Origin of the sequence: Massilia sp. BKSP1R2A-1 (genome assembly GCF_050586525.1) — a bacterium.
Lineage (GTDB): Bacteria > Pseudomonadota > Gammaproteobacteria > Burkholderiales > Burkholderiaceae_D > Telluria.
Map to the genome: position 1 here is coordinate 213,007 of NZ_JBOBRE010000002.1, position 22,369 is coordinate 235,375.

At 65.3% G+C, this 22,369-nt stretch carries 22 protein-coding genes; 7 read left to right on the forward strand and 15 right to left on the reverse strand.

The window, feature by feature from the left end; translation table 11 throughout:
• The first annotated feature begins 41 nt into the window (after positions 1 to 41).
• The 4 genes from ACQ7JA_RS04215 to yacG all read left to right on the forward strand — a co-directional run bounded on the left by ACQ7JA_RS04215 (position 42) and on the right by yacG (position 2,592).
• Complete coding sequence (locus tag ACQ7JA_RS04215; protein ID WP_430894830.1) at positions 42 to 917, forward strand: prepilin peptidase; 876 nt, start codon at positions 42 to 44, stop codon at positions 915 to 917.
• A gap of 7 nt (positions 918 to 924) precedes the next feature.
• Positions 925 to 1,545 (forward strand): dephospho-CoA kinase, encoded by a 621-nt coding sequence (coaE, locus tag ACQ7JA_RS04220; RefSeq protein WP_430894832.1) that lies wholly within the window; start codon positions 925 to 927, stop codon positions 1,543 to 1,545.
• Between the two features lie 90 nt (positions 1,546 to 1,635).
• Positions 1,636 to 2,391, forward strand: coding sequence for a cell division protein ZapD (gene zapD, locus ACQ7JA_RS04225; RefSeq protein ID WP_430894834.1), 756 nt, complete (start codon positions 1,636 to 1,638; stop codon positions 2,389 to 2,391).
• A gap of 18 nt (positions 2,392 to 2,409) precedes the next feature.
• The gene (yacG, locus tag ACQ7JA_RS04230; RefSeq protein WP_430894836.1) at positions 2,410 to 2,592 is read left to right on the forward strand and encodes a DNA gyrase inhibitor YacG; all 183 of its coding nucleotides are present in this window, start codon (positions 2,410 to 2,412) and stop codon (positions 2,590 to 2,592) included.
• A 125-nt stretch (positions 2,593 to 2,717) separates the two neighbouring features.
• Here the strand turns inward: yacG and mutT are convergent, their stop codons facing one another.
• The 4 genes from mutT to ACQ7JA_RS04250 all read right to left on the reverse strand — a co-directional run bounded on the left by mutT (position 2,718) and on the right by ACQ7JA_RS04250 (position 6,055).
• Complete coding sequence (mutT, locus tag ACQ7JA_RS04235; RefSeq protein ID WP_430894838.1) at positions 2,718 to 3,137, reverse strand: 8-oxo-dGTP diphosphatase MutT; 420 nt, start codon at positions 3,135 to 3,137, stop codon at positions 2,718 to 2,720.
• The gene (locus tag ACQ7JA_RS04240; protein WP_430894840.1) at positions 3,130 to 4,020 is read right to left on the reverse strand and encodes an ATP-binding protein; all 891 of its coding nucleotides are present in this window, start codon (positions 4,018 to 4,020) and stop codon (positions 3,130 to 3,132) included. The genes mutT and ACQ7JA_RS04240 overlap by 8 nt, the downstream gene beginning before the upstream one ends.
• Positions 4,021 to 4,024: 4 nt before the next feature.
• On the reverse strand, positions 4,025 to 5,263 hold the full coding sequence (gene argJ / locus ACQ7JA_RS04245; RefSeq protein ID WP_430894842.1) for a bifunctional glutamate N-acetyltransferase/amino-acid acetyltransferase ArgJ: 1,239 nt from the start codon (positions 5,261 to 5,263) through the stop codon (positions 4,025 to 4,027).
• Between the two features lie 306 nt (positions 5,264 to 5,569).
• Positions 5,570 to 6,055, reverse strand: a complete 486-nt coding sequence (locus ACQ7JA_RS04250) for an Lrp/AsnC ligand binding domain-containing protein (protein WP_430894844.1) — start codon at positions 6,053 to 6,055, stop codon at positions 5,570 to 5,572.
• Positions 6,056 to 6,165: 110 nt separating this feature from the next.
• Between ACQ7JA_RS04250 and ACQ7JA_RS04255 the strand changes: the two genes are divergently transcribed.
• Entirely contained in the window at positions 6,166 to 7,455 is a 1,290-nt protein-coding gene (locus ACQ7JA_RS04255) for a D-amino acid dehydrogenase (protein ID WP_430894846.1), read from the forward strand.
• A 7-nt stretch (positions 7,456 to 7,462) separates the two neighbouring features.
• Positions 7,463 to 8,566 (forward strand): alanine racemase, encoded by a 1,104-nt coding sequence (alr, locus tag ACQ7JA_RS04260; RefSeq protein ID WP_430894848.1) that lies wholly within the window; start codon positions 7,463 to 7,465, stop codon positions 8,564 to 8,566.
• 107 nt (positions 8,567 to 8,673) lie between these two features.
• On the opposite strand, the gene secA is transcribed toward alr, so the two are convergent.
• From secA to ACQ7JA_RS04275, 3 genes are all read right to left on the reverse strand, one after another.
• Positions 8,674 to 11,457 (reverse strand): preprotein translocase subunit SecA, encoded by a 2,784-nt coding sequence (gene secA / locus ACQ7JA_RS04265; protein WP_430894850.1) that lies wholly within the window; start codon positions 11,455 to 11,457, stop codon positions 8,674 to 8,676.
• A 180-nt stretch (positions 11,458 to 11,637) separates the two neighbouring features.
• A complete protein-coding gene (locus tag ACQ7JA_RS04270) occupies positions 11,638 to 12,846 on the reverse strand; it encodes a hypothetical protein (RefSeq protein ID WP_430894852.1) in 1,209 nt (402 codons plus the stop codon).
• A gap of 2 nt (positions 12,847 to 12,848) precedes the next feature.
• On the reverse strand, positions 12,849 to 14,234 hold the full coding sequence (locus ACQ7JA_RS04275) for an MBOAT family O-acyltransferase (protein ID WP_430894854.1): 1,386 nt from the start codon (positions 14,232 to 14,234) through the stop codon (positions 12,849 to 12,851).
• A gap of 190 nt (positions 14,235 to 14,424) precedes the next feature.
• Between ACQ7JA_RS04275 and ACQ7JA_RS04280 the strand changes: the two genes are divergently transcribed.
• Positions 14,425 to 14,889: a DciA family protein gene (locus ACQ7JA_RS04280; protein WP_430894856.1), complete on the forward strand. Its 465-nt coding sequence runs from the start codon at positions 14,425 to 14,427 to the stop codon at positions 14,887 to 14,889.
• A 44-nt stretch (positions 14,890 to 14,933) separates the two neighbouring features.
• Here the strand turns inward: ACQ7JA_RS04280 and lpxC are convergent, their stop codons facing one another.
• The 8 genes from lpxC to ACQ7JA_RS04320 all read right to left on the reverse strand — a co-directional run bounded on the left by lpxC (position 14,934) and on the right by ACQ7JA_RS04320 (position 22,356).
• Positions 14,934 to 15,869 carry a UDP-3-O-acyl-N-acetylglucosamine deacetylase gene (gene lpxC, locus ACQ7JA_RS04285; RefSeq protein ID WP_430894858.1) on the reverse strand — a complete coding sequence of 312 codons (936 nt, stop codon included), beginning with the start codon at positions 15,867 to 15,869 and terminating at the stop codon, positions 14,934 to 14,936.
• A 39-nt stretch (positions 15,870 to 15,908) separates the two neighbouring features.
• Entirely contained in the window at positions 15,909 to 16,751 is an 843-nt protein-coding gene (locus ACQ7JA_RS04290) for a DMT family transporter (protein WP_430895399.1), read from the reverse strand.
• Positions 16,752 to 16,800: 49 nt separating this feature from the next.
• On the reverse strand, positions 16,801 to 17,250 hold the full coding sequence (locus tag ACQ7JA_RS04295) for a GNAT family N-acetyltransferase (protein ID WP_430894860.1): 450 nt from the start codon (positions 17,248 to 17,250) through the stop codon (positions 16,801 to 16,803).
• 50 nt (positions 17,251 to 17,300) lie between these two features.
• Positions 17,301 to 17,804, reverse strand: coding sequence for a peroxiredoxin (locus tag ACQ7JA_RS04300; protein WP_430894862.1), 504 nt, complete (start codon positions 17,802 to 17,804; stop codon positions 17,301 to 17,303).
• A gap of 126 nt (positions 17,805 to 17,930) precedes the next feature.
• On the reverse strand, positions 17,931 to 19,127 hold the full coding sequence (gene ftsZ, locus ACQ7JA_RS04305) for a cell division protein FtsZ (RefSeq protein WP_430894864.1): 1,197 nt from the start codon (positions 19,125 to 19,127) through the stop codon (positions 17,931 to 17,933).
• 183 nt (positions 19,128 to 19,310) lie between these two features.
• Entirely contained in the window at positions 19,311 to 20,543 is a 1,233-nt protein-coding gene (ftsA, locus tag ACQ7JA_RS04310) for a cell division protein FtsA (protein WP_036210857.1), read from the reverse strand.
• Positions 20,544 to 20,556: 13 nt separating this feature from the next.
• Positions 20,557 to 21,378 carry a cell division protein FtsQ/DivIB gene (locus ACQ7JA_RS04315; protein ID WP_430894866.1) on the reverse strand — a complete coding sequence of 274 codons (822 nt, stop codon included), beginning with the start codon at positions 21,376 to 21,378 and terminating at the stop codon, positions 20,557 to 20,559.
• 6 nt (positions 21,379 to 21,384) lie between these two features.
• The gene (locus tag ACQ7JA_RS04320; RefSeq protein ID WP_430894868.1) at positions 21,385 to 22,356 is read right to left on the reverse strand and encodes a D-alanine--D-alanine ligase; all 972 of its coding nucleotides are present in this window, start codon (positions 22,354 to 22,356) and stop codon (positions 21,385 to 21,387) included.
• Positions 22,357 to 22,369: the final 13 nt, after the last annotated feature.

A 22,369-nucleotide genomic window follows, 5' to 3' on the forward strand; every position in this document is an offset into this window, starting at 1 on the left:
TCGCACTGCCCGCACTTACCACCTGATCGGACCCTGCCGCCATGCCCCTGGACTCTTTCCTGTTCGCCCCGCCGGCCACCCTCAGCGCCACCCTCGTGGCCGCCCTGTTTGGCCTGCTCGTAGGCAGCTTCCTGAACGTGGTCATCCACCGCATTCCGAAGATGATGCAGCGCGAGTCCGACAACTACGTGGCGCAGGAAAGCGGCAAGGAGCCGCCGCACACCGACCGCTACAACCTGATGGTCCCGCGCTCCGCCTGCCCCTGCTGCGGCCACCAGATCACGGCCCTGGAAAACATCCCGGTGATCAGCTGGCTGGCCCTGCGCGGCAAGTGCCGCAACTGCAAGGCGCCGATCTCGGCGCGCTACCCGGCGGTCGAGCTGCTCACCGGCGTGCTGGCGGGCGTGCTGGTCTGGACCTTCGGCAGCGGCCTGGCGGGCCTGGCGACCCTGCTGTTCCTGTTCCTGCTGATCGCGATGACCTTCATCGACCTCGACACCCAGCTGCTGCCCGACGATCTCACCTATCCGCTGCTGTGGGCGGGCCTGCTGGTGAACATCCACGGCACCTTCGTGCCCCTGCAGGACGCCGTGATCGGCGCCGCGGCCGGCTATCTGGTGCTGTGGTCGGTGTACTGGCTGTTCAAGCTCGTCACCGGCAAGGAAGGCATGGGCTACGGCGACTTCAAGCTGCTCGCGGCCCTGGGCGCCTGGCTCGGCTGGGCCATGCTGCCGACCATCATCCTGCTGTCCTCGGTGGTGGGCGCGATCGTCGGCATCAGCCTGATCGTGTTCGCCAAGCGCGGCCGCGACAAGCCGATCCCCTTCGGTCCCTACCTGGCGGCGGCCGGCCTCATCGCCCTGCTCTACGGCACCGGCATCAGCGCCCGCCTGGCCGGCTTCGTTGCCGGCGCCTGAGACGGCCATGGCTGAGCAGACCAGTCTCGCATTCTCGGTCGGCCTCACCGGCGGCATCGGCTGCGGCAAGACGACCGTCGCCGACATGTTCGCGGCGCTGGGCGCTTCGGTGATCGATACCGACGTCATCGCCCACTCCCTCACCGCCCCGCATGGCGCCGCCATGCCGGCCCTGCTGGCCGAGTTCGGCGAGGACTTCGCAACAAAGGACGGCGCCCTTGACCGCGCGAAAATGCGCGCCCTCGTATTTACGGACGCGAGCGCGAGAAGCCGCCTGGAAGCCATCCTGCATCCGCGCATCCGCGACGCCACCGCGGCTGCGGCTGCCATTGCCACCGGCGACTACGTGATCTTCGTCGTGCCCCTGCTGATCGAGTCCGGCACCTGGCGCGAGCGCGTCACGCGCGTGCTGGCGATCGACTGTTCCGAGGAAATCCAGGTGGCGCGGGTGATGGCGAGGAGCAGCATCAGCGAGGAACAGGTGCGCGCCATCATGGCCGCCCAGGTCAGCCGCGAACAGCGCCGCGCGCAAGCCGACGACATCATTGTGAACGACGACGGGCTCGATGCTCTACGGCCCCAGGTCGAAGCACTGCACGCCATGTACCTGGCCCAGGCCAGGAAATAACAAGAAAGTCAATGCAGCATTTGTAATTTTGCGCAGCATGGTTCAGAATCACGGGGTTGCTCGCCAGCCTACATTCAGAGGAATGTCATTTTGATCGTCTACGAATATCCTTTCAACGAGCGGATTCGCACGTTGTTGCGGCTGGAAGATTTGTACGAGAAGTTCAAGTTCTTTGTGCACCAAGAGCACCCCATGCAGCACCACGTGGCCCTGGCCACGATCTTCGACATGCTGGAAGTGGCCGGCCGCGCCGACCTGAAGTCCGATCTCCTGCAGGAACTCGAGCGTCAGAAGCAGAGCCTGCTGTCCTACCGCAGCAATCCGAACGTCGCCCCCGAAGCCCTCGACGCCGTGCTGGCCGAACTCGATTCCGTGAGCAGCGCCCTCGTCGCCGCCCAGGGCAAGACCGGCCAGAACGTGCGCGACAATGAATGGCTGATGAGCATCCGCGGCCGCACCATCATCCCCGGTGGCGCCTGCGAATTCGATTTGCCCTCATACTATGCCTGGCAGAAGCGCCCGGCCGAGCAGCGCCACGCCGACATCGTGGGCTGGTTCGCCCCGCTGGCGCCGCTGTTCGAGGCCCTGGCTTTGGTCCTGCGCCTGCTGCGCGACTCCGGCGGCCCGGTCAAGATGATCGCCACTGGCGGCAGCTACCAGCAGATGTTGCAAGGCAAGGTCTACCAGATGCTGCGCCTGTCGGTCGACGAGACCCTGGGTGCGATTCCCGAGATCTCGGCGAACAAATACATGCTGTGGGTGCGCTTCACGACCCATGGCGGCGACTGCAAGCCGAAGGCGCTCGAGGAAGACGTGCCCTTCAACCTGACCCTCTGCAATTTTTGATTTTTGATTGGTAGTGACATGACTGTTGTAGCCTGCCCGACCTGCGGCAAGAAGGTCGAATGGACCCCGGCGAACAAATTCCGCCCTTTCTGCTCGGAGCGCTGCAAGCAGATCGACCTGGGCGCCTGGGCCGAAGAAAAGTACACGATTCCCGGGGCGGCGGCGGGCGACAAGCAGGACGACAAGCTGGCGGACGATTGAGCGAAGTCGCCCATCGGTTTTCACACGTGATTTGAACGCGTGGGCAAGGGACTTGCCCACCCTACGATGATTGCCATTTGTAGGGTGGGCGGTCCTCCGCCCACGCGTTCAAACAGTCGATGCGTTTAGGCGAAGCGCACCTTGTCCAGCCACGCCAACAAGGGAATCGTCGCCGGCAGCAAGGGACTCACGCTATACGCTCCCTGCCACGCAAACGCCTGCCCTTCCAGGCTTTGCGGCTCGCCCTTCCACTCGCGGCAGATGTAGAAATACAGCCGCACATGCGCGTGCTCGTACACGTGCTCCACGCAGCACCAGGCTTCGCCACTCACCACCTCGATGCCCAGCTCCTCGATGAATTCGCGCTGCAGCGCGTGGAAGATGTCCTCGCCCTGCTCCACTTTCCCGCCCGGGAATTCCCAATAGCCCGCATAGGGCTTGCCTTCCGGACGCTGGCCCAGCAGCACGTCGCCGTTCTCGCGCATCAGGATGCCGACGGCGACGTCGACCGGCTTTTTCAAGGAGTGCTTCGCTGCGTCATTCATTCGTTTCACTGTCCGGCAGCCTGCCGGCATAGTCCTTCGCAAATTGCCAGGCCACGCGGCCCGAGCGCGAGCCGCGCTGCAGGGCCCATTGGAGGGCCTCCAGGCGCGCCGCCTCGATCTGTTCCTTGTCGCAGCCGAAGCTGGCCAGCCAGTGCGCCACGATCCCCAGGTAGTCGTCCTGCCTGAAGGGATAGAAGGACAGCCACACCCCGAAACGCTCCGACAGCGAGATCTTTTCCTCGACCGTCTCGCCCGGATGCAGGTCGCCGTCGTCCCCATGCGTGTAGCCGGCGTTATCGGACATCTTTTCCGGCATCAGGTGACGCCGGTTCGAGGTCGCGTAGATCAGCACATTGTCCGACTGGGCCGAGATGCTGCCGTCCAGCGCCACCTTGAGCGCCTTGTAGCCGGCCTCGCCCTCTTCGAAGGACAGGTCGTCGCAGAAGATCACGAAGCGCTCGGGCCGTCCGGCCACCAGGTCGACGATGTCGGGCAGGTCGGCGAGATCCGCCTTGTCCACCTCGATCAGGCGCAGGCCCTGGTCGGCGAAACCGTTCAGGCAAGCCTTGATGAGCGAGGACTTGCCGGTGCCGCGCGCGCCCGTGAGCAGGACGTTGTTGGCCGGCCGGCGCAGCACGAACTGGCGGGTGTTCTGCTCGATCTGGCGCTTCTGCGCGTCGACGTGCTGCAGGTCGTCCAGGCGGATGTTTGAAGCGTGCAGCACCGGCGCCAGGTACTTCCCTCCCCCATTCACGCGCTTCCTCCAGCGGAAAGCGAAACTGCGCTTCCAGTCCGGCTCGCGCGGGACCGCCGGCGGCAGCACCGCCTCGACCCGCGCCAATAAGGCTTCGGCGCGGTGCAGGAACTGCTCGAGGGGCGTCATCGATTCAAGAACGATAGTCGGCGTTGATCGACACGTAGTCGTGCGACAGGTCGCAGGTCCAGACGGTGGCCGTGGCATCGCCGCGGCCCAGGCTCACGCGGGTGGTGATCTCGGACTGCTGCATCACGCGCTGGCCGTCTTCTTCCTTGTAGTCCGGGTTGCGCCCGCCCTGCTTGGCCACCCACACGTCGTCCAGGTAGAGATCGAGCTTGCTCACGTCGAGGTCGTCCACGCCGGCATAGCCGACGGCGGCCAGGATGCGGCCCAGGTTCGGGTCCGAGGCAAAGAAGGCGGTCTTGACCAGCGGCGAGTGGGCGATCGCGTAGGCGATCTTGCGGCACTCTTCCACATTGCGGCCACCCTCGACGGTGATGGTCATGAACTTGGTCGCGCCTTCGCCGTCGCGGATGATCTGCTGCGCCAGGTTGCGCGAGATGTCGGTGACCGCTTCCTTCAGCGCCTCGTAGTCGGCGCCCGATGCGCCATCGATCGAGAGACCGCCGGTGCCGGTCGCCATCACGATGAAGGAATCGTTGGTCGAGGTATCGCCATCGATGGTGATGCTGTTGAAGGAGTGGTCGGCGGCGTGCTTGACCAGTTCGTCCAGCACCGGCTGCGCGACCTTCGCGTCGATCGCGAGATAGCCCAGCATGGTGGCCATGTTCGGCTTGATCATGCCGGCGCCCTTGCTGATGCCGGTCATGGTGACTTCGTGGCCGCCGATGATCACGGTGCGCGACGCTGCCTTCGGCTGGGTGTCGGTGGTCATGATCGCCTCGGCGGCGTTGAACCAGTTGTCCGCCTTCAGATTGGAGACCGCGGCCGGCAGGCCGTCGATGATCTTCTGGATCGGCAGCTGCTCGAGGATCACGCCGGTGGAGAACGGCAGCACCTGCTGGGCATCGATTCCCATCAGCTTGGCCACTTCCGCGCAGGTGGCCTGGGCATTGGCCAGGCCCTGCTCGCCGGTGCCGGCGTTGGCATTGCCGGTGTTGACCACCAGCGCGCGGATCGGCTTGCCGCCGCCCGTGACGGCCGCAAGATTCGCCTTGCTGAGCTGGACCGGCGCCGCGCAGAAGCGGTTCAGGGTGAACACGCCGGACACGGTCGCGCCCTCGGCCAGTTTCATCACCAGCAGGTCCTTGCGGTTGGGCTTCTTGATGCCGGCTTGGGCAAAGCCGATCTCGACACCGTTGACGGGTTTCAGGTCGGCTGCGACGGGCAGGGGGGAATTGACGGCCATGGCGATCTCATTGGAAAAATTGTCGAATGCATTATTGTACTGCCAGCGGCCCGGGACCGAGGTACCGCCGATATTGTGCTTGACCCTCACGCTGCGTGAGGTCCCCGGATGTGTCCAACGCTGAAGAGAGGTCATCGACTTCCTGCGCCGTGCGATGGAAAACCTGCACGCGCAGCAATAGGTAGGGTGCACGGTAAAACAGTCCAGTGGACTGTTTTACGCCGTGCGCGCGTCCGACTCCGTCATGAACAGACGTATCGTCCGTTCACACGCTGGCTGAACGCGCGGTCGGCGGAGCCGACCACCCTACCGCGGAATGGAAATCGCCAGGGTTTCCTTCAGCTCTTCCATCACCACATAGCTCTTCGACTGGCCGGCATCGGCCACGTGCAGGATCTCGCCCAGCAGGCGCCGGTATTCGCTCATCTCGGGGATGCGCGCCTTGATCAGGTAGTCGAAGTCGCCGGACACCAGGTGGCATTCCATCACCTCGGGAATGCCGAGCATCGCGCGGCGGAAGCGGTCGAAGGCCTTCTCGGATTTCTGGTGCAGCGTGATCTCCACGAACACGAGGATCTGCAGGCCCATGGCTTGCGGATTCACGCGCGCATGGTAGCCTGTAATCACGCCGTCGCGCTCCATGCGCCTGACCCGTTCGATGCAGGGCGTGAGCGAGAGCCCGACCTGCTCGGCCAGGTCCTTCATGACGATGCGGGCGTCGTCCTGCAGCACGGCCAGGATGTGGAGGTCGATCCTGTCGAGCACCCGGTTCGAATTTTTCTGGACGCGCATGAAATTTCACTAAAAAGCTGCGTAATAACAGAATCCATTATTTCACCACCCGCGATATCATGGCAATCTTTTCTGAATCCGGTTTCTTTTCCCTGAAGGATCTGTAGAACATGCGCGTTCTCGTACTGGGCAGCGGCGTCATCGGCGTGACCACCGCCTACTACCTGGCCAAGGCTGGCCACGACGTCACCGTCATCGACCGTCAACCCGGCCCTGCCCTGGAGACGAGTTTCGCCAACGCCGGCCAGATCTCGCCGGGCTACGCCTCGCCCTGGGCGGCCCCGGGCATCCCGCTGAAGGCCGCCAAGTGGCTGTTCCAGAAGCACGCGCCGCTGGCCATCCGTCCGGACGGCTCGCTGTTCCAGTTGCAATGGATGTGGCAGATGTACCGCAACTGCACGGCCGACCGTTATGCGGTCAACAAGGAGCGCATGGTGCGCCTGGCCGAGTACAGCCGCGACTGCATCCGCGCCCTGCGCGCCGAGACGGGCATCACGTATGAGGGCCGCACCCTGGGCACCATCCAGCTGTTCCGCACCCAGCAGCAGCTCGAGAGCGCCGGCAAGGACATCGAGGTGCTGAGGGATGCCGGCGTCGACTACGAACTGCTGCAGGGCCGCGAACTCGGCAAGGCCGAGCCGGCGCTGGGCAACCACGCGACCCTGGTCGGCGGCCTGCGCCTGCCGAACGACGAGACCGGCGACTGCCAGATGTTCACCACCCGCCTGACCGCGATGGCGCGCGACCTCGGCGTGCGCTTCGAGTTCGACACCGACATCCAGGCCCTTGACGTGGCCGGCGGCCAGATCACGGGCGTGCGCACCGCCAAGGGCACCCTCACTGCCGACCGCTACGTGCTGGCGCTGGGCAGCTATTCGCGCCTGCTGCTCAAAGAGCAATTCACGCTGCCGGTCTATCCGCTCAAGGGCTATTCGATTACCGTGCCGATCACGGACGCGAGCCGCGCCCCGGTGTCGACCATCCTGGACGAGAGCTACAAGATCGCCGTTACCCGTTTCGAGAACCGCATCCGCGTGGGCGGCATGGCCGAGATCGCGGGCTACAGCAAATACCTGAACCCGGCCCGCCGCGAGACCCTCGAGATGGTCGTCAACGACCTGTTCCCGGGCGCCGGCGACACCCGCGAGGCGACCTTCTGGACCGGCCTGCGCCCGATGACCCCGGACAGCACCCCGGTGGTCGGCGCGACCCCGCTGCGCAACCTGTTCGTGAACACCGGCCACGGCACCCTGGGCTGGACCATGGCCTGCGGCTCGGCCGCCGTCATCGCGGACCTCGTGAGCGGCAAGCAGCCGGCGATCCGCGCCGACGACCTCGCGGTGTTCCGCTATGCCGGCACCCCACAGCTGGGCAATCGTCCCGAACTGGTCAAGGCGTAAGCGGCAGATGGTGGATTCTGTGGATGCGTCCCGCGCCGGGGCGCGGTTGACGGTCGACCTGGGCGCGATCCGCGCCAACTACCGCCAGCTGGCCAATATGTCGCGCGCCGCCTGCGCGGCCGTCATGAAGGCCGACGCCTACGGGCTCGGCATGGAACAGGTGGCGCCGGCGCTGGCGCTCGAGGGCTGCAAGGTGTTCTTCACCGCGCACCTGCAGGAGGCGATCGCGCTGCGCCAGCTGGTTCCCGAGCATTGCCTCATCTACGTCCTGCACGGCCCGCCGCCCGGCACGGCCAGGGACTTCTTCCAGTACGACCTGAGGCCGGTGCTGAACGATCCGGGGCAGCTGCAGGAGTGGCGTGCACTGGCGCTGAAACTGGGGCAGGAGCTGCCGGCCGCGATCCAGTTCGACACCGGCATGTCGCGCATGGGCTTCGCGCCAGCAGACCTCGCCGCGCTCAGCGCGCAGCCGGACTGGCTGGCGGGCGTGCGCCCTGCCCTCGCGATGAGCCACCTGGCCTGCGCCGACGAACCCGATTCCCCGATGAACGAATCGCAGCGCCGCCGCTTCGACGCGCTGCGCGAACTGCTTCCCGGCGTGCCGGCCAGCCTGGCGAATTCCTCGGGTATCTTCCTTGGCCCCGAGTACCACTACGACCTGCTGCGCCCGGGCGCGGCGCTGTACGGTATCAATCCTCAGCCCGGGCAGCCGAATCCCCTGCAGGGGGCGGTCTCGCTGCATGCGCGTGTGGTGCAGGTGCGCACCGTGTGCGATGGCGACGTGGTGGGCTATGGCGCACATCATGTGTGCGCGGGCGAGCGGCGCATCGCGACCGTGTCCGTGGGGTATGCGGATGGCTGGCCGCGTTCGCTGTCGGGGCGCGGGCAGGCGGCGATCGATGGCGTCGTGGTGCCGATCGTCGGACGGGTGTCGATGGATTCGATGGGGCTGGATGTGACCGGGATTCCTGCGGAGCGCGTGGTGCCGGGGGCGGAGGTCGAGTTGATGGGGCCGACGCTGCCGGTCGATCAGGTGGCGGCGCTGGCGGGGACGATCGGGTATGAGGTGCTGACCCGATTAGGTGGACGGTTCCACAGGCGTTACCTGTAGGGTGGACCGGGGCGCGCAGCCGGCGAAGCCGTCCACCCTACGAACAGCCCAAACAAAAAAACGGCCGGACATCTCGTCCGGCCGTTTCCGTTTACGCTTTCAGCAGCTTACGCCAGCTTGCCATGGCACTGCTTGAACTTCTTCCCGCTACCGCACGGGCACGGATCGTTGCGGCCGACCTTCACGCCCATATAGGTGCTGTGGTCTTCCGCCGCCACCGGCGCCGAGTCGCTGCGCACCGGGTTCGGGTTGAGCAGCTCTTCCGGCGCGGCCGAGGGGTTGAAGTCGGCGTGCTGGTAGTTGATGTTTTCCAGGTGCGCCGCCTGCGCCGCCATCGCCGCTTCGGCCGCCTCGACTTCCTCGCGGGTCTGGATGCGGACGGTCATGACGGTGCGGATCACTTCGTTCTTGATCATGTCCAGCATGCTGCTGAACAGCTCGAAGGCTTCGCGCTTGTATTCCTGCTTCGGGTTCTTCTGGGCGTAACCGCGGAGGTGGATGCCCTGGCGCAGGTGGTCGAGGGCCGCCAGGTGTTCGCGCCAGTGGGTGTCGACGCTCTGCAGCATGACGTTGCGTTCGAAGCCGCCGAAGGATTCCTTGCCGACCACGCCCACCTTGCTGTCATACGAGGTCTCGGCGGCCTTCAGCACGGCTTCCAGGATGTCGTCGTCGTTCAGGTTCGGATCGTCCTTCAGCATCTGCTGCAGCGAAACGTTCAGGTTCCACTCGGCAGCCAGCACGGATTCCAGCGACGGGATGTCCCACTGCTCTTCGACCGATTCGGCCGGCACGTACTGGCGCACCAGGTCGGTGAACACGCCGCCGCGCAGCGAGACGATCAGGTCGGTCATGTCGGTCGACTCGAGCAGCTCGTTACGCTGGGTGTAGATCACCTTGCGCTGGTCGTTGGCAACGTCGTCGTATTCCAGCAGCTGTTTGCGGATATCGAAGTTGCGGGCCTCGACCTTGCGCTGGGCGGTCTCGATGGAACGGGTCACGATGCCCGCTTCGATCGGCTCGCCTTCCGGCATCTTCAGGCGTTCCATGATGGCGCGCACGCGGTCGCCCGCGAAGATGCGCAGCAGCGGATCGTCCAGGCACAGGTAGAAGCGCGAGGAACCCGGGTCGCCCTGGCGGCCCGAACGGCCGCGCAGCTGGTTGTCGACCCGGCGCGATTCGTGGCGCTCGGTACCGATGATGTGCAGGCCGCCCACGCTCACCACGTGGTCGTGCAGCGACTGCCATTCGTCGCGCAGGGTCTTGGCCTGCGCGGCCTTGTCGGCATCCGACAGCTCGGGATTGGCTTCGATGATCTGGATCTGCTTCTCGACATTGCCGCCCAGGACGATGTCGGTACCGCGGCCCGCCATATTGGTGGCGATGGTGATCATCTTCGGACGGCCTGCCTGGGCGATGATTTCCGCCTCGCGGGCGTGCTGCTTGGCGTTGAGCACGTTGTGCGGCAGGTTCGCCTTGTTCAGGATGCCCGACAGAAGCTCCGAGTTCTCGATCGAGGTCGTACCCACGAGCACCGGCTGGCCGCGTTCGTAGCAGTCGCGGATGTCGTTGAGCATCGCGTTGTACTTCTCTTCCGCCGACTTGTACACCTGGTCCTGGCGGTCCTTGCGCTGCGACGGCTTGTTTGGCGGGACGACCACGGTCTCCAGGCCATAGATCTCCTGGAATTCGTAGGCTTCGGTATCCGCCGTACCGGTCATGCCGGCCAGCTTGCCGTACATGCGGAAGTAGTTCTGGAAGGTGATCGAGGCCAGGGTCTGGTTCTCGTTCTGGATGCGCACGCCTTCCTTGGCTTCCACGGCCTGGTGCAGGCCGTCGGACCAGCGGCGGCCCGTCATCAGGCGGCCGGTGAATTCGTCGACGATCACCACTTCACCGTTCTGCACCACGTAGTGCTGGTCCTTGTGGTACAGGACGTGGGCGCGCAGCGCCGCGTACAGGTGGTGGATCAGGGTGATGTTGGCGGCGTCGTAGAGCGAGGCGCCTTCAGGCAGCAGGCCCATCCTGGTCAGGATGGCTTCGGCCTTCTCGTGGCCGGCCTCGGTCAGCAGCACGGTGTGCGCCTTCTCGTCCTTGGTGTAGTCGCCCGGGACTTCGACCTTGCCCTTGCCGTCCGGGGTTTCTTCGCCGATCTGCAGGGTCAGCTGCGGCGGCACTTCGTTGATCTTGTAGTACAGGTCGGTGTGGTTCTCGGCCTGGCCGGAGATGATCAGCGGGGTACGCGCTTCGTCGATCAGGATCGAGTCGACCTCGTCGACCACGGCGAAGTTCAGGCCGCGCTGCACGCGCTCGCGCGCGTCGTAGACCATATTGTCGCGCAGGTAGTCGAAGCCGAATTCGTTGTTGGTGCCGTAGGTGATGTCCGAGCTGTAGGCGGTCTGCTTGCTGTCGTGGTCGAGCTGGGACAGGTTCACGCCGGTCGACAGGCCCAGCCAGGCGTACAGGCGGCCCATCTGGTCCGCGTCGCGCTGGGCCAGGTAATCGTTGACGGTAATGACGTGCACGCCCTTGCCGGACAGGCCGTTCAGGTAGACCGGCAGGGTCGCCATCAGGGTTTTACCTTCCCCGGTGCCCATTTCCGCAATCTTGCCCTGGTGCAGGACCATACCGCCGATCAGCTGCACGTCGAAGTGGCGCATGCGCAGCACGCGCTTGGCGGCTTCACGGCAGACGGCGAAGGCTTCCGGAAGGATGTCATCGAGGGTCTGGCCACCCGCCAGGCGCTCCTTGAACTCGGGTGTCTTGGCCTGGAGTTCGGCGTCCGACAGCTTTTCCATCTGCGGCTCGAGCGCGTTGATCTGACGCACGGTCTTTTGGTATTGCTTGAGCAGTCGCTGGTTACGGCTGCCGAAAATCTGGGTCAGGAATGACATGCTTAATTTCTGGATAAAAGGTGCTGCAACGCCGCGAAAAGAGCCTGGGGTGGATCGTCCATACGACCCGCCGAAGACCGCCTATGGCAAAAAGCTACTGATTTTATCATGCGATCCGGCCACACTTGGGGACAAGTGCATAGATAACAAGGTGCGATGGCTGGCCATCAGGCAATAAATTTATTGCTTCGCTGGAAACAGCATGCCGAGATCGGTCTCGATCCGGTTGGCCAGCACGGTCGCGTCATGATAAAGGAACAGGACTTCGTCGTCGCTGCCCGGCACGAAGAGCAGCTTGCGCAACTGCTCGCGCTCCTTCTCGTCCAGGCGCACCAGCATATTGGTCGACACGAACACCACTTCGCGGTGATAGCGCGAGAACACCGGCCCGCCGCTGTAGCCGAAGGAATCGGTCAGCACCACCAGCCGCGGGCCCAGCTTCGGCGCCGAGTTCAGGTAGCGGCCCACCACGCCCAGCTTTTCCATGACCGGCTGGATCTCCGGGAAGCACGGCGCGCCATAGCAGGGCGTGATCGTGGTGCCGGCGTAGTCCTGGTCCTGGACCATGCTGACCGGGTTAATGCCCGGGAACATGAAGCGGATCTCCGAAGGCTGCTCCTTGGCCACCATGGGGATCGGCGGCGCAAAGGCCTCGTCGCGTCCCCAGAATTGGCGCTCGGTCATCCCGGCCACCGCGGCCGCGCCGGCGCCGGCCCAGTGAAAGTAATTTTTCGGGAAGAACATGATGCGCTCACGCTGGGCCCGCATCTCGGCCAGCGGGTGGTAGATCAGCGCCCGCGCTTCGGGCCTGAGCCGGGGCGAAGCCAGCAGGCGGGCCATGGGCACGTTCTCGGGACGGCAGCGCTCTGCCGCCCAGGGCTGCAATTCCTCGCTGTAGACGACGGGGCCGCTCGGCACCACCAGCAGCTTGGCCGGAATGCCCTGCTGGCGGACGGTCTGCTCGAAGCGGTTCAGGTCGGCCAGCACGCGCTCGAAGCGGTCGAACTGCCAGCCGCAGGCGACCAGCAGGGTATAGCGCTCGCCGCGGTCGTTGTGCGACACCAGGAACAGGCGCCCTTCGCGCCCGGCCATCACCTGCTGGGTCGGGAAGCGATGGAACAGCTCGAAACGCAGGCGCGAAAAGCTGGTCACCATCTGCGGGCGCCAGCCGAAGTGGTCGTTGGTCCAGGCTTCGGCCTGGGCCGGCCAGGCCAGCACCTCCTCCAGACTGTGCGGCTTCTTCGGCGCCGGCGCCAGTTCGCGCTGCTCGATGGTGGCGTCGACCGGCCACAGCACGGCGGCCACCATGGGCAGGGCCAGGAAGGCGGTCAGCACCAGCTTGGCCGCGTGCGTGCGCAGCAGACTTGCCGCTTGTCGAATGACACCCATGATCAGAACCGGTAATAAAGGAAGGGGTTGTAGGTGCCGCTGGCCAGGCTGCAGGCGCACAGGGCGACCGAGGCCAGGGCGAGCGGCAGGCCGGCCCAGCGGCCCGGGGCCCGGGGCGCCGGCACGCCGGGCGCGCGCCCGGTCGGCAGGATGGCCAGCAGCAGGCCGATGGCAAGCGTCACCCCTTCCAGCGCGCCGATCTCGGCCTGCCAGGGGTGGCCGGCGGGGTTGCCCGCCCCGCCCGCCAGCGCGCCGAAATAGCCCAGCGCCGCATCCAGGTCGCTTGCCCGGAACCAGACCCAGCCCAGCATGACGAGGGCCAGGGTCCAGCACTGGGCCAGCGGCCGCGGCAGGCGGTCGAGCAGGCCACGCAGGCCCATCCTCTCGACGATCAGCCAGGCGCCATGCCAGACGCCCCACAGGACAAAGGTCCAGGCCGCGCCATGCCACAGGCCGCACAGCAGGAAGACCAGGCCCAGGTTGAAGTAGGTGCGCAGCGGCCCGCGGCGGTTGCCCCCGAGCGGGATGTACAGGTAGTCGCGGAACCAGGACGAGAGGCTGATGTGCCAGCGCTGCCAGAACTCGGTCACCGAGCGCGCGGAATACGGGCGGTCGAAGTTGGGCGGGAAGCTGAAGCCCAGCATGTGGCCCAGGCCGATCGCCATGTTCGAGTAGCCGCAAAAGTCGTAGTAGATCTGCAGGGTGTAGCACAGGAGGCCCAGCCAGGCGGTCGGCGCGGACAGCTCGTCGAGGTTCGCGCCGAACAGGCGGTCGGCCGGCATCGCCAGGGTGTTCGCGATCAGCACCTTCTGCGCCAGGCCGATCGCGAAGATCCGGAAACCGGCAAGCAGGCGCTCGTTGGACAGCACCCGCTCGCCCATCTCGCCGGCGATCTGGCGGTAGCGCACGATCGGGCCGGCGATCAGTTGCGGGAACAGGGCCTTGTAGGTGGCGAACTTGAACAAGCTCGGCTGGGCCGCGACGTCGCCCCGGTAGACGTCGATCAGGTAGGAAATGCCCTGGAAAGTGAAGAAGGAGATTCCGAGCGGGAGTGTGATGTGCGGGACGGGGATGCCGGCCGCGAGCGCGTTATTAATAGCCTCCGCCAGGAAACCGGCGTACTTGAACCAGGCGAGCATGAGCAGGTTGGCGCCCACGCCCAGCGCCAGCCAGGTTTTTCCACGCGCCCGGTCGCGGGCGATCGCCAGGCCGGCGCCGTAGTTGATCGCGGCCGACAGCAGCAGCAGGGGCACGAAGCGCGGCTCGCCCCAGGCGTAGAAGGCCAGGCTGCCCAGCAGCAGGACCGCGTTCTTCCACGGCAGCAGATAGTAGAGGGCGAGAAAGCTGGGAAGGAAAAAGAACAGGAAGACGATCGAGGAAAACAGCATGGGACGTGGTCGAAGGCGACAGCGACGCGCCATCGATTCCGACAATTGTAGGAATAATGTTAAGACGAAGCAAGTTTGACACAGCGTGAGCCCCGCTCCGCCCCGGTTTGCGTTATCACCATGCCATTGCAAATGTCCTGTGCTGTGGTATGTTCCACCCTGTCCCGCCCTCTTCTTCCGAAACTTTCCAGTGCATATCTACGGTACCAAGAACCGGCAAACGTCGATCGTCGCCACCGACTTTCTGCGCGCCAACGACCGCATGGCCAGCCTGCTGCCGGCCGCCATGCGCATGGCCCGCCTGCAGTCGGACTGTGCGGCCGTCCTGCCCGTCCTGGCCGGCAATACCGATGTGATCGCCTTCCACGAAGGCACGCTGGTGCTCGCCGTACCAAGCTCGGCCGTGGCCGCGCGCATGAAGCAGATGGTCCCGAAGCTGCAGACGGCCCTGGCCGCCAAGGGCTGGCCGGTGGAATCGATCCGCCTGAAGGTGCAGGTGGGGCGCGCCATGCCCGAAAAACCGCAGATGCGCACCCTGGAATTGCCGCCCACGGCGGTGCAGGCCTTCGAGGACCTGGCGGAATCGCTGGAAGAGACCTCGCAGAACAAGGACCTGGTGGCGGCCCTGCGCCGGCTCGCCGAGAAGCGCAAATAAAAAAGGCGCGCTCGACGGCGCGCCTTCATCCCCGGCGGGACGAATCAGACTTCGGCCCACTCCCGCGTCATCTGCCGCACGTACGAAGGCGGCGCGTCGCCCAGCGAATCGAACTCCACCCACTCGTAGGCATCGGTCTGCGCCAGCAGCTTGCGCAGCAGCTCGTTGTTGAGCGCGTGGCCCGACTTGTGCGCCGTATAGCTGGCCAGCAGCGGGTGGCCGACGATGTACAGGTCGCCGATCGCATCGAGGATCTTGTGGCGCACGAACTCGTCCTCGTAGCGCAGGCCGTCCGCATTCAGGATGCGGTATTCGTCCATCACGATCGCGTTTTCCAGCGAGCCGCCGCGCGCGAGGCCCAGGCCGCGCAGGGTTTCGACGTCCTGCATGAAGCCGAAGGTACGGGCGCGCGCCACGTCGTGCACGTAGGAGACTTCGCCGAAGTCGACCGCGGCGCGCTGCATGGTGCCGTCCACGGCCGGGTGGTTGAATTCGATGAAGAAGTCGAGCTTGAAGCCGTCGTAGGGCGACAGGCGCGCCCACTTCTCGTTCTTGCCCTCGCCCTGGCGGATCTCGACGTCCTTGAGCACGCGGATGAAGCGCTTGGGCGCGTCCTGCTCTTCCAGGCCGGCCTGCTGCAGCAGGAAGACGAAGGAAGCCGCCGAGCCGTCCATGATGGGGATTTCTTCGGCCGTCACGTCGACGACCAGGTTGTCGATGCCCAGGCCGTAGCAGGCCGACATCAGGTGTTCGACGGTGGAGACGCGCGCGCCGTCCTTGATCAGGACCGTGGCCATGCGGGTTTCGCCGACCACGTCGGCGGCGCTCGGGATGGCGACGATGGGGTCGTAGTCGACGCGGCGGAAGGTAATGCCGGCGCCCGGGGGCGCCGGACGCAGGGTCAGTTCGACCTTGGTGCCCGAATGGACGCCCACACCGGTGGTGCGGACGACCTGTTTGATGGTTCGTTGTTTCAGCATCCGACGATTATAGCCCAGCGCTTTTTCCGGCGCTGACGGCTAGGGATGGTCCGACTCCACATGGGTTTTTTCGTGGCGAATCAGATACATACCGCTGCCGATGATGATCGCGGCGCCCGCCATGGTCCATGCGTCCGGCAGGGTTTGCCACAGCAGCCAGTCCAGGCCCACGGCCCAGGCCAGGGCCGTGTACTCGAAGGGCGCCACGCTCGAGGCGTCGCCCTTGGCGAAGGCTTCGGTGATGGCCAGCTGGCCGATGAAGCCGGACAGGGCCAGGCCGAGCAGCAGCGGCGCGTCCTGCATGCTCATCGCCACCCAGCCAGGCGCGGCCAGCAGGCTGGCGCCGATCGACATCATCACCATCAGCCAGAACACCATGTATTCGCTGCGGTCGGTGCGCGCCAGGATGCCGACCGTGATCGCCGAGATCGCGTACATCGCGGCCGCGCCCAGCACCGCCAGGCCGCCGATGGTGAGAAAACCCGCCCCGCTCGGGCGCAGCACCACCAGCACGCCGCACAGGCCCACGCCGATCGCCATCCAGCGCGCGACGTTGACCTTCTCCTTCAGGAACCACACCGACAAGGCCGTGATGATGGCCGGCGCGATGAAGAAGATCGAATAGGCCTCGGCCAGCGACAGCTTGCGGATGCCGAAGGCGAAGAAGCTCAGCATGGCGATGCCCAGCACCGCGCGCAGGACGTGCAGGGGCCAGCGGATCCTGAATATGTCGCCGTAGCCGACCCTCACCCCCACGTAGACGACGATCAGGGGCAGCGAGGTGAGCGAGCGCAGCGCCGCCACCTGGATGGCCGGGTAGCGCTGCGAGAGCAGCTTCATCACCGTGTCCATCAGGGCGAACATGAACACGGCCAGCATCATCGCGTAGATGCTGTACAGGTTTCCGCTGGGTCGGGTCACAAGCTTTACCTTACAGGGCTTTTTCCATGAACAGGCTCAATGGGTCCGGCTGGTAGTCGCCGAAGGGTTCGCAGCGCATGAAGCCGGCGCGCTCATACAGACGGATCGCCTCGGGCTGGTGGATGCCCGTCTCCAGCTTGAGCTCGCGGATGCCGGACATGCGCGCGAACATCTCCAGGTACTCGAGCAGCTTGGCGCCCGTGCCGAGGCCGCGCCGCGCGGTATCGACGAACATGCGCTTCACTTCGCCGTAGCTGCCGCGGTTGACCAGGGCTGCACAGCCGACCGCTCTTCCATCGACATCGCGCGCAACGAGGAACAGCACATCGCCCTGCAGCAGGGACGCGATGTCCATCAGGTGGTTCGATTCGGCCGGATACAGGGCGGCGCAGTAGGCGTCGAGCTGTTCCAGCATGGCGCGGACTTCTGGCTGGTCCGGGGTTTCGGCATTGATGATCATGGGATGAAAAACGGCGCCGCGGCGCCGTTTGCAGTGGTTTGCGGCTGAGTTCAGCCCAGTTGTTCCAGCATCTTCTCGGCGCTCGAGACTTCGAAGCCGGCGGCTTCGACGTTCAGCGCCTTGACCACGCCGTCCTCGACCAGCATCGAGTAGCGCTTCGAGCGCGTGCCCATGCCGTGCTTCGAGAAGTCGGCGTCCAGGCCCAGGGCCTTCGAGTAGGCGGCGTTGCCGTCGGCCATCATGCGCACGATGCCGGTGGCCTTCTGGTCGCGGCCCCAGGCGCCCATCACGAAGGCGTCGTTCACCGAGATGCACCAGATTTCATCGACACCTTTTGCTTTCAGGGCGTCCGCGTGCTGGACGTAGCCCGGCACGTGCTGCGCCGAGCAGGTCGGGGTGTAGGCGCCCGGCAGGCCGAAGATGACGATCTTCTTGCCCCGGACCAGGTCCGCCACCTCGAAGGTATTTGGACCGAGCGAGCAGCCCGCGGTTTCGGTTTCGATGAATTCCGACAGGGTGCCTTCCGGCAGGCGGTCGCCGACTTGAATGGTCATGGTGTGCTCCTTCTTGTGTTTTGGGAATCTGGCAATTATCGCCGATCCGCTCATCGCCTGCTGGCGGCGGCCAAAAAAACAAAGGGCCAGCTTGCGCTGGCCCTTCGCTATCGATTGACGACTGGCTTAGTCAGCCTGCTTGCGCAGGAAGGCCGGGATGTCGTAGGTCTCGACGCCGTTGCGCTGCATGGCCTGCACCTGCTCCGAAGCCTGCTCGCGGCGCCACACGGCCGGTTGCTTCATGCCGCCCATGGCGTCGCCGCCTGCCTGGCCCATGGTCAGGCCGCCGGCGACCGCCGCCGAACCGGCCATCACCGGTGCGTTATAGGTACCGGTACGCAGCACCTGCTGCGGCTGCACCAGCTGCATCTTCTTGTTCTTGCCCAGGCCGGTCGCGACCACGGTCACGCGCAGCTCGTCGCCCATCGCGTCGTCGTAGGCGATGCCCTGTGCGATCGACGCGTCCGGCGCGGCGAAGGCGCGCACGGCGGCCATGACTTCCTTGATCTCCTTGCCCTTCAGGCCACGGCTTGCGGTCACGTTGACCAGCACGCCCTTGGCGCCCGACAGGTCGATGCCGTCCAGCAGCGGCGATGCCACGGCCTGTTCGGCGGCGATGCGCGCGCGGTCCACGCCCGAAGCGGTCGCGGTGCCCATCATGGCCTTGCCCTGCTCGCCCATGATGGTCTTCACGTCGTTGAAGTCGACGTTGATGTGGCCCGGCACGTTGATGATCTCGGCAATACCGGCCACTGCGTTGTTCAGGACGTCGTCGGCGTGCTTCATCCAGTCGAGCATGCAGTCGTCCTCGTAGATGTCTTCCAGCTTCTCGTTCAGGATGACGATCAGCGAGTCGACGTGCTTGGACAGCTCTTCCAGGCCCTGCTCGGCGACCTGCATGCACTTGTCGCCCTCGTACGAGAACGGCTTCGAGACGACGGCGACGGTCAGTGCGCCCATGGTCTTGGCGACTTCGGCGACGATCGGCGCGGCGCCGGTGCCGGTGCCGCCGCCCATGCCGGCGGCGATGAAGACCATGTGCGCGCCGCGCAGCGCGTCTTCGATGCGCGAACGCGACTGCTCGGCCAGCTGGCGGCCGACTTCCGGACGCATGCCTGCGCCCAGGCCGGATTCGCCGATCTGGATGATGTTGTTTGCGCTCGACGCGGCAAGTGCCTGCGCATCCGTGTTTGCGGCGATGAACTCGACACCGGACACACCTTTATTGATCATGTGCTGAACCGCATTGCCGCCTGCGCCGCCGACGCCCACGACTTTGATAACGGTTCCCAGTGCTGCGTTATCGACCATATCGAACTCCATGATGAACTCCCAATATTCAAATGCCGCTGCCGGTTGCGAGGGATTTGCCAGGCCCCTGACAGGCCCTGAAACCGGAAGTAGCGATTGTATGTAAAAAACCTTGACCCGTGAACGCTTTGTTGCTGACGTACCTAAATATTTCGTGTGTTGCGTGCTGCTGAAAACCTGCCTGTGAACCTTCGATTAAAAATTCCCCGCTATCCATTCCTTCATGCGTTGCCAGACTGCTTTCACCGAACCATCCTGACGCGTGACGATGTGCCCGCGCAGGTACTGCTTCTTCGCTTCCAGCAGCAGGCCGAGCACCGTGGCGTAGCGTGGGCTGCGCACGACGTCGGCCAGCTGGCCGCGGTAGTCCGGCGTGCCGAGGCGCGCCGGTTTGAGGAAGATGTCTTCGGCCATTTCGATCATGCCCGGCATGATCGAGCTGCCGCCGGTAAGGACGATGCCTGACGAGAGCACGCCCTCGTAGCCCGACTCGCGCACCACCGTGTGCACCATCGCGAACAGCTCTTCGACGCGCGGCTCGATCACGGCGGCCAGCGCCTGGCGCGACAGGGCGCGCGGTCCGCGGTCGCCCAGTCCCGGCACCTCGAGCGTCTCGCCCGGATCGGCCAGCACCTGCTTGGCCACGCCGTAGCGGATCTTGATGTCCTCGGCTTCGCCGGTCGGCGTGCGCAGGGCCATCGCGATGTCGCTGGTGATCTGGTCGCCCGCGATCGGCAGCACCGCGGTGTGGCGGATCGCGCCGTCGGAGTACACGGCGATGTCGGTGGTGCCGCCGCCGATGTCGATCAGCACCACGCCCAGTTCCTTTTCGTCGGTGGTCAGCACGGAGTCGGCCGAGGCGATCGGCTGCAGGATCAGGTCCGAGACCTCGAGCCCGCAGCGGCGCACGCACTTTACAATATTCTGGACCGCGGACACCGCACCGGTGACGATGTGCACGCGCACCTCCAGGCGGATGCCGCTCATGCCGATCGGCTCGCGCACGTCTTCCTGGTTGTCGACGATGAATTCCTGCGGCACCGTGTGCAGCAATTGCTGGTCGGTCGGGATGTTCACCGCCTTGGCGGTCTCGATCACGCGCGCCACGTCGGTGGCGGTGACTTCCTTGTCCTTGATCGCAACCATGCCGCTCGAATTGAAGGAGCGGATATGGCTGCCGGCGATGCCAGCATAGACGTTGCGGATCTTGCAGTCGGCCATCAGCTCCGCTTCCTCGAGCGCGCGCTGGATCGACTCGACGGTGGCCTCGATGTTGACGACCACGCCCTTCTTCAATCCTTTCGACTCGTGCTGACCGAGGCCGATCACCTCGTGGCGTCCGTCGGACATCACTTCGGCCACGACCGCCACCACTTTCGAGGTGCCGATGTCGAGGCCGACGATCAGGTTCTTCGCGTCTTTTGTCATTGCTGTTGCCTGCTTATGTTTGTTTGCTGGTTTTGTTAGGTTGATTCGGTTTCTTCCTGGCCGGCTTCACCGGCTTGCTGGCATCTTCCGGGACTGCCAGCGCCGCCGAGGACAGCGCCAGGCCGTTCGGATAGCGCATGTCGATCGTGTCGATGCGGCCTTCCTGCAGTCGCGCGACCAGCTGCGGGTAGACGCCCACCAGCCGCTGCACGCGCTTCTTCAGCATATCGCTGTCCTGCTCGCGGCCCAGGGCCACGCTCATGCCGTTGTCCAGCTTCACGGTCCAGGCATAGCGCTCGGACAGCGACAGTGCCTGCGGCGCCAGCTGCACGGGCGCGAACAGGGTGCGCAGCTCCGTGAAGCGCGCCAGCACCTGCTTCTCGCTGCCCTTCGGGCCCTCGAAGGCCGGCAGCTCGTGGTCGTCGTCGGCCTCGGCCAGGTTGGCGGTGAACACGTCGCCCTTGACCGACAGCAGGCGGTCGTCGCCCCAGGTGCCGAGCGCCTCGTGTTCCTCGACCTCGACGATCAGCTGGTTCGGCCACTCGCGGCGCACCGTGGCGCGGCGCACCCAGGGCACGGTTTCGAACGTGCTTCTCACCTGTTCCAGGTCCGTGGTGAAGAAATTCCCGCGGATCTTGCCGATCACCCCGTTGCGCACCGTGAGCTCGTTCACGTGGCGCAGCGGGATCTCGTACATGCTTTCCACCGTCACCGCGCGCAGCGAGAACATGGGCAGCTGCGACAGCCACCACACGATCGACGCGAGAACGGCGAGCACCGTCACGGCCACCAGGGAACTGGCGGTGGCGTTGAGGGCGCGGACGTCATGCCACATGCGTGCTTAGCCTTTCACCTTGGCCATCTTCAGCCGGGCCGATGCCAGGATTTCCAGGCACAGGTCTTCGTAGCCGATGCCCACCGCGCGCGCGGCCATCGGCACCAGCGAGTGCGAGGTCATGCCCGGCGAGGTGTTCACTTCCAGCAGGAAGGGACGCATGTCTTCCTGGCGCACCAGCACGTCGACGCGGCCCCAGCCTTCGCAGCCGAGCGCGCGGTAGGCGTTCACGGCGTGGCGCTGGATCTCTTCCGTCAGGGCCGCATCCAGCGGCGCCGGGCAGTGGTACTTGGTGTCGTCGGTGAAGTACTTGTTCTGGTAGTCGTAGTTGCCTTCCGGGGCCACGATCTCGACGATCGGCAGGGCGCGCGCCGTCTTGCCGCTGCCCAGCACGGCCACGGTGAATTCGCGGCCGGTGACGAATTCCTCGGCCAGGACCACGGGGTCGAAGCCGAGGGCGACGTCGACGGCCGCCTTCAGCTCGTCCGCCTTGCTGACCTTGCTGATGCCGATGGTCGAGCCTTCGAGCGGCGGCTTGACGATCATCGGCAGGCCGAGCGCGACCAGGACTTCGTCGAGGTCGGTGGACGGGTCGATCGTCATGTAGTCCGGCGTCGGGATCTCGTCCATCTTCCAGATCTTCTTGGTGGTGATCTTGTCCATGCCGACGGCGGAGGCCATCACACCGCTGCCGGTATAGGGGATGCCGAGCTGCTCGAGGGCGCCCTGCAGGCTGCCGTCCTCGCCGTAGCGGCCGTGCAGCGCGATGAAGACGCGGTCGAAACCTTGCGCGGCCAGCTCGGCCAGGCTCTGGGTGCCCGGGTCGAAGGGATGGGCGTCGACGCCGCGGCTTTTCAATGCGTTCAGCACGCCGGTGCCGGACATGATCGACACGTCACGCTCGGCGGAGCGGCCGCCGAAGAGCACGCCGACCTTGCCGAAGGATGCCGGGTCGATGGGGGTGGTTGGTGCGTTCACGGTCGCATTCACA

What these genes read in the sequence shown, in the direction of transcription:
- ACQ7JA_RS04215 (WP_430894830.1), top strand. Translation starts at nt 42, where the DNA reads ATGCCCCTGGACTCTTTCCTGTTCGCCCCGCCGGCCACCCTCAGCGCC.
- coaE (WP_430894832.1), top strand. Translation starts at nt 925, where the DNA reads ATGGCTGAGCAGACCAGTCTCGCATTCTCGGTCGGCCTCACCGGCGGC.
- yacG (WP_430894836.1), top strand. Translation starts at nt 2,410, where the DNA reads ATGACTGTTGTAGCCTGCCCGACCTGCGGCAAGAAGGTCGAATGGACC.
- mutT (WP_430894838.1), bottom strand. Translation starts at nt 3,137, where the DNA reads ATGAATGACGCAGCGAAGCACTCCTTGAAAAAGCCGGTCGACGTCGCC.
- ACQ7JA_RS04240 (WP_430894840.1), bottom strand. Translation starts at nt 4,020, where the DNA reads ATGACGCCCCTCGAGCAGTTCCTGCACCGCGCCGAAGCCTTATTGGCG.
- argJ (WP_430894842.1), bottom strand. Translation starts at nt 5,263, where the DNA reads ATGGCCGTCAATTCCCCCCTGCCCGTCGCAGCCGACCTGAAACCCGTC.
- ACQ7JA_RS04250 (WP_430894844.1), bottom strand. Translation starts at nt 6,055, where the DNA reads ATGCGCGTCCAGAAAAATTCGAACCGGGTGCTCGACAGGATCGACCTC.
- ACQ7JA_RS04255 (WP_430894846.1), top strand. Translation starts at nt 6,166, where the DNA reads ATGCGCGTTCTCGTACTGGGCAGCGGCGTCATCGGCGTGACCACCGCC.
- alr (WP_430894848.1), top strand. Translation starts at nt 7,463, where the DNA reads ATGGTGGATTCTGTGGATGCGTCCCGCGCCGGGGCGCGGTTGACGGTC.
- secA (WP_430894850.1), bottom strand. Translation starts at nt 11,457, where the DNA reads ATGTCATTCCTGACCCAGATTTTCGGCAGCCGTAACCAGCGACTGCTC.
- ACQ7JA_RS04270 (WP_430894852.1), bottom strand. Translation starts at nt 12,846, where the DNA reads ATGGGTGTCATTCGACAAGCGGCAAGTCTGCTGCGCACGCACGCGGCC.
- ACQ7JA_RS04275 (WP_430894854.1), bottom strand. Translation starts at nt 14,234, where the DNA reads ATGCTGTTTTCCTCGATCGTCTTCCTGTTCTTTTTCCTTCCCAGCTTT.
- lpxC (WP_430894858.1), bottom strand. Translation starts at nt 15,869, where the DNA reads ATGCTGAAACAACGAACCATCAAACAGGTCGTCCGCACCACCGGTGTG.
- ACQ7JA_RS04290 (WP_430895399.1), bottom strand. Translation starts at nt 16,751, where the DNA reads ATGATGCTGGCCGTGTTCATGTTCGCCCTGATGGACACGGTGATGAAG.
- ACQ7JA_RS04295 (WP_430894860.1), bottom strand. Translation starts at nt 17,250, where the DNA reads ATGATCATCAATGCCGAAACCCCGGACCAGCCAGAAGTCCGCGCCATG.
- ACQ7JA_RS04300 (WP_430894862.1), bottom strand. Translation starts at nt 17,804, where the DNA reads ATGACCATTCAAGTCGGCGACCGCCTGCCGGAAGGCACCCTGTCGGAA.
- ftsZ (WP_430894864.1), bottom strand. Translation starts at nt 19,127, where the DNA reads ATGGAGTTCGATATGGTCGATAACGCAGCACTGGGAACCGTTATCAAA.
- ftsA (WP_036210857.1), bottom strand. Translation starts at nt 20,543, where the DNA reads ATGACAAAAGACGCGAAGAACCTGATCGTCGGCCTCGACATCGGCACC.
- ACQ7JA_RS04315 (WP_430894866.1), bottom strand. Translation starts at nt 21,378, where the DNA reads ATGTGGCATGACGTCCGCGCCCTCAACGCCACCGCCAGTTCCCTGGTG.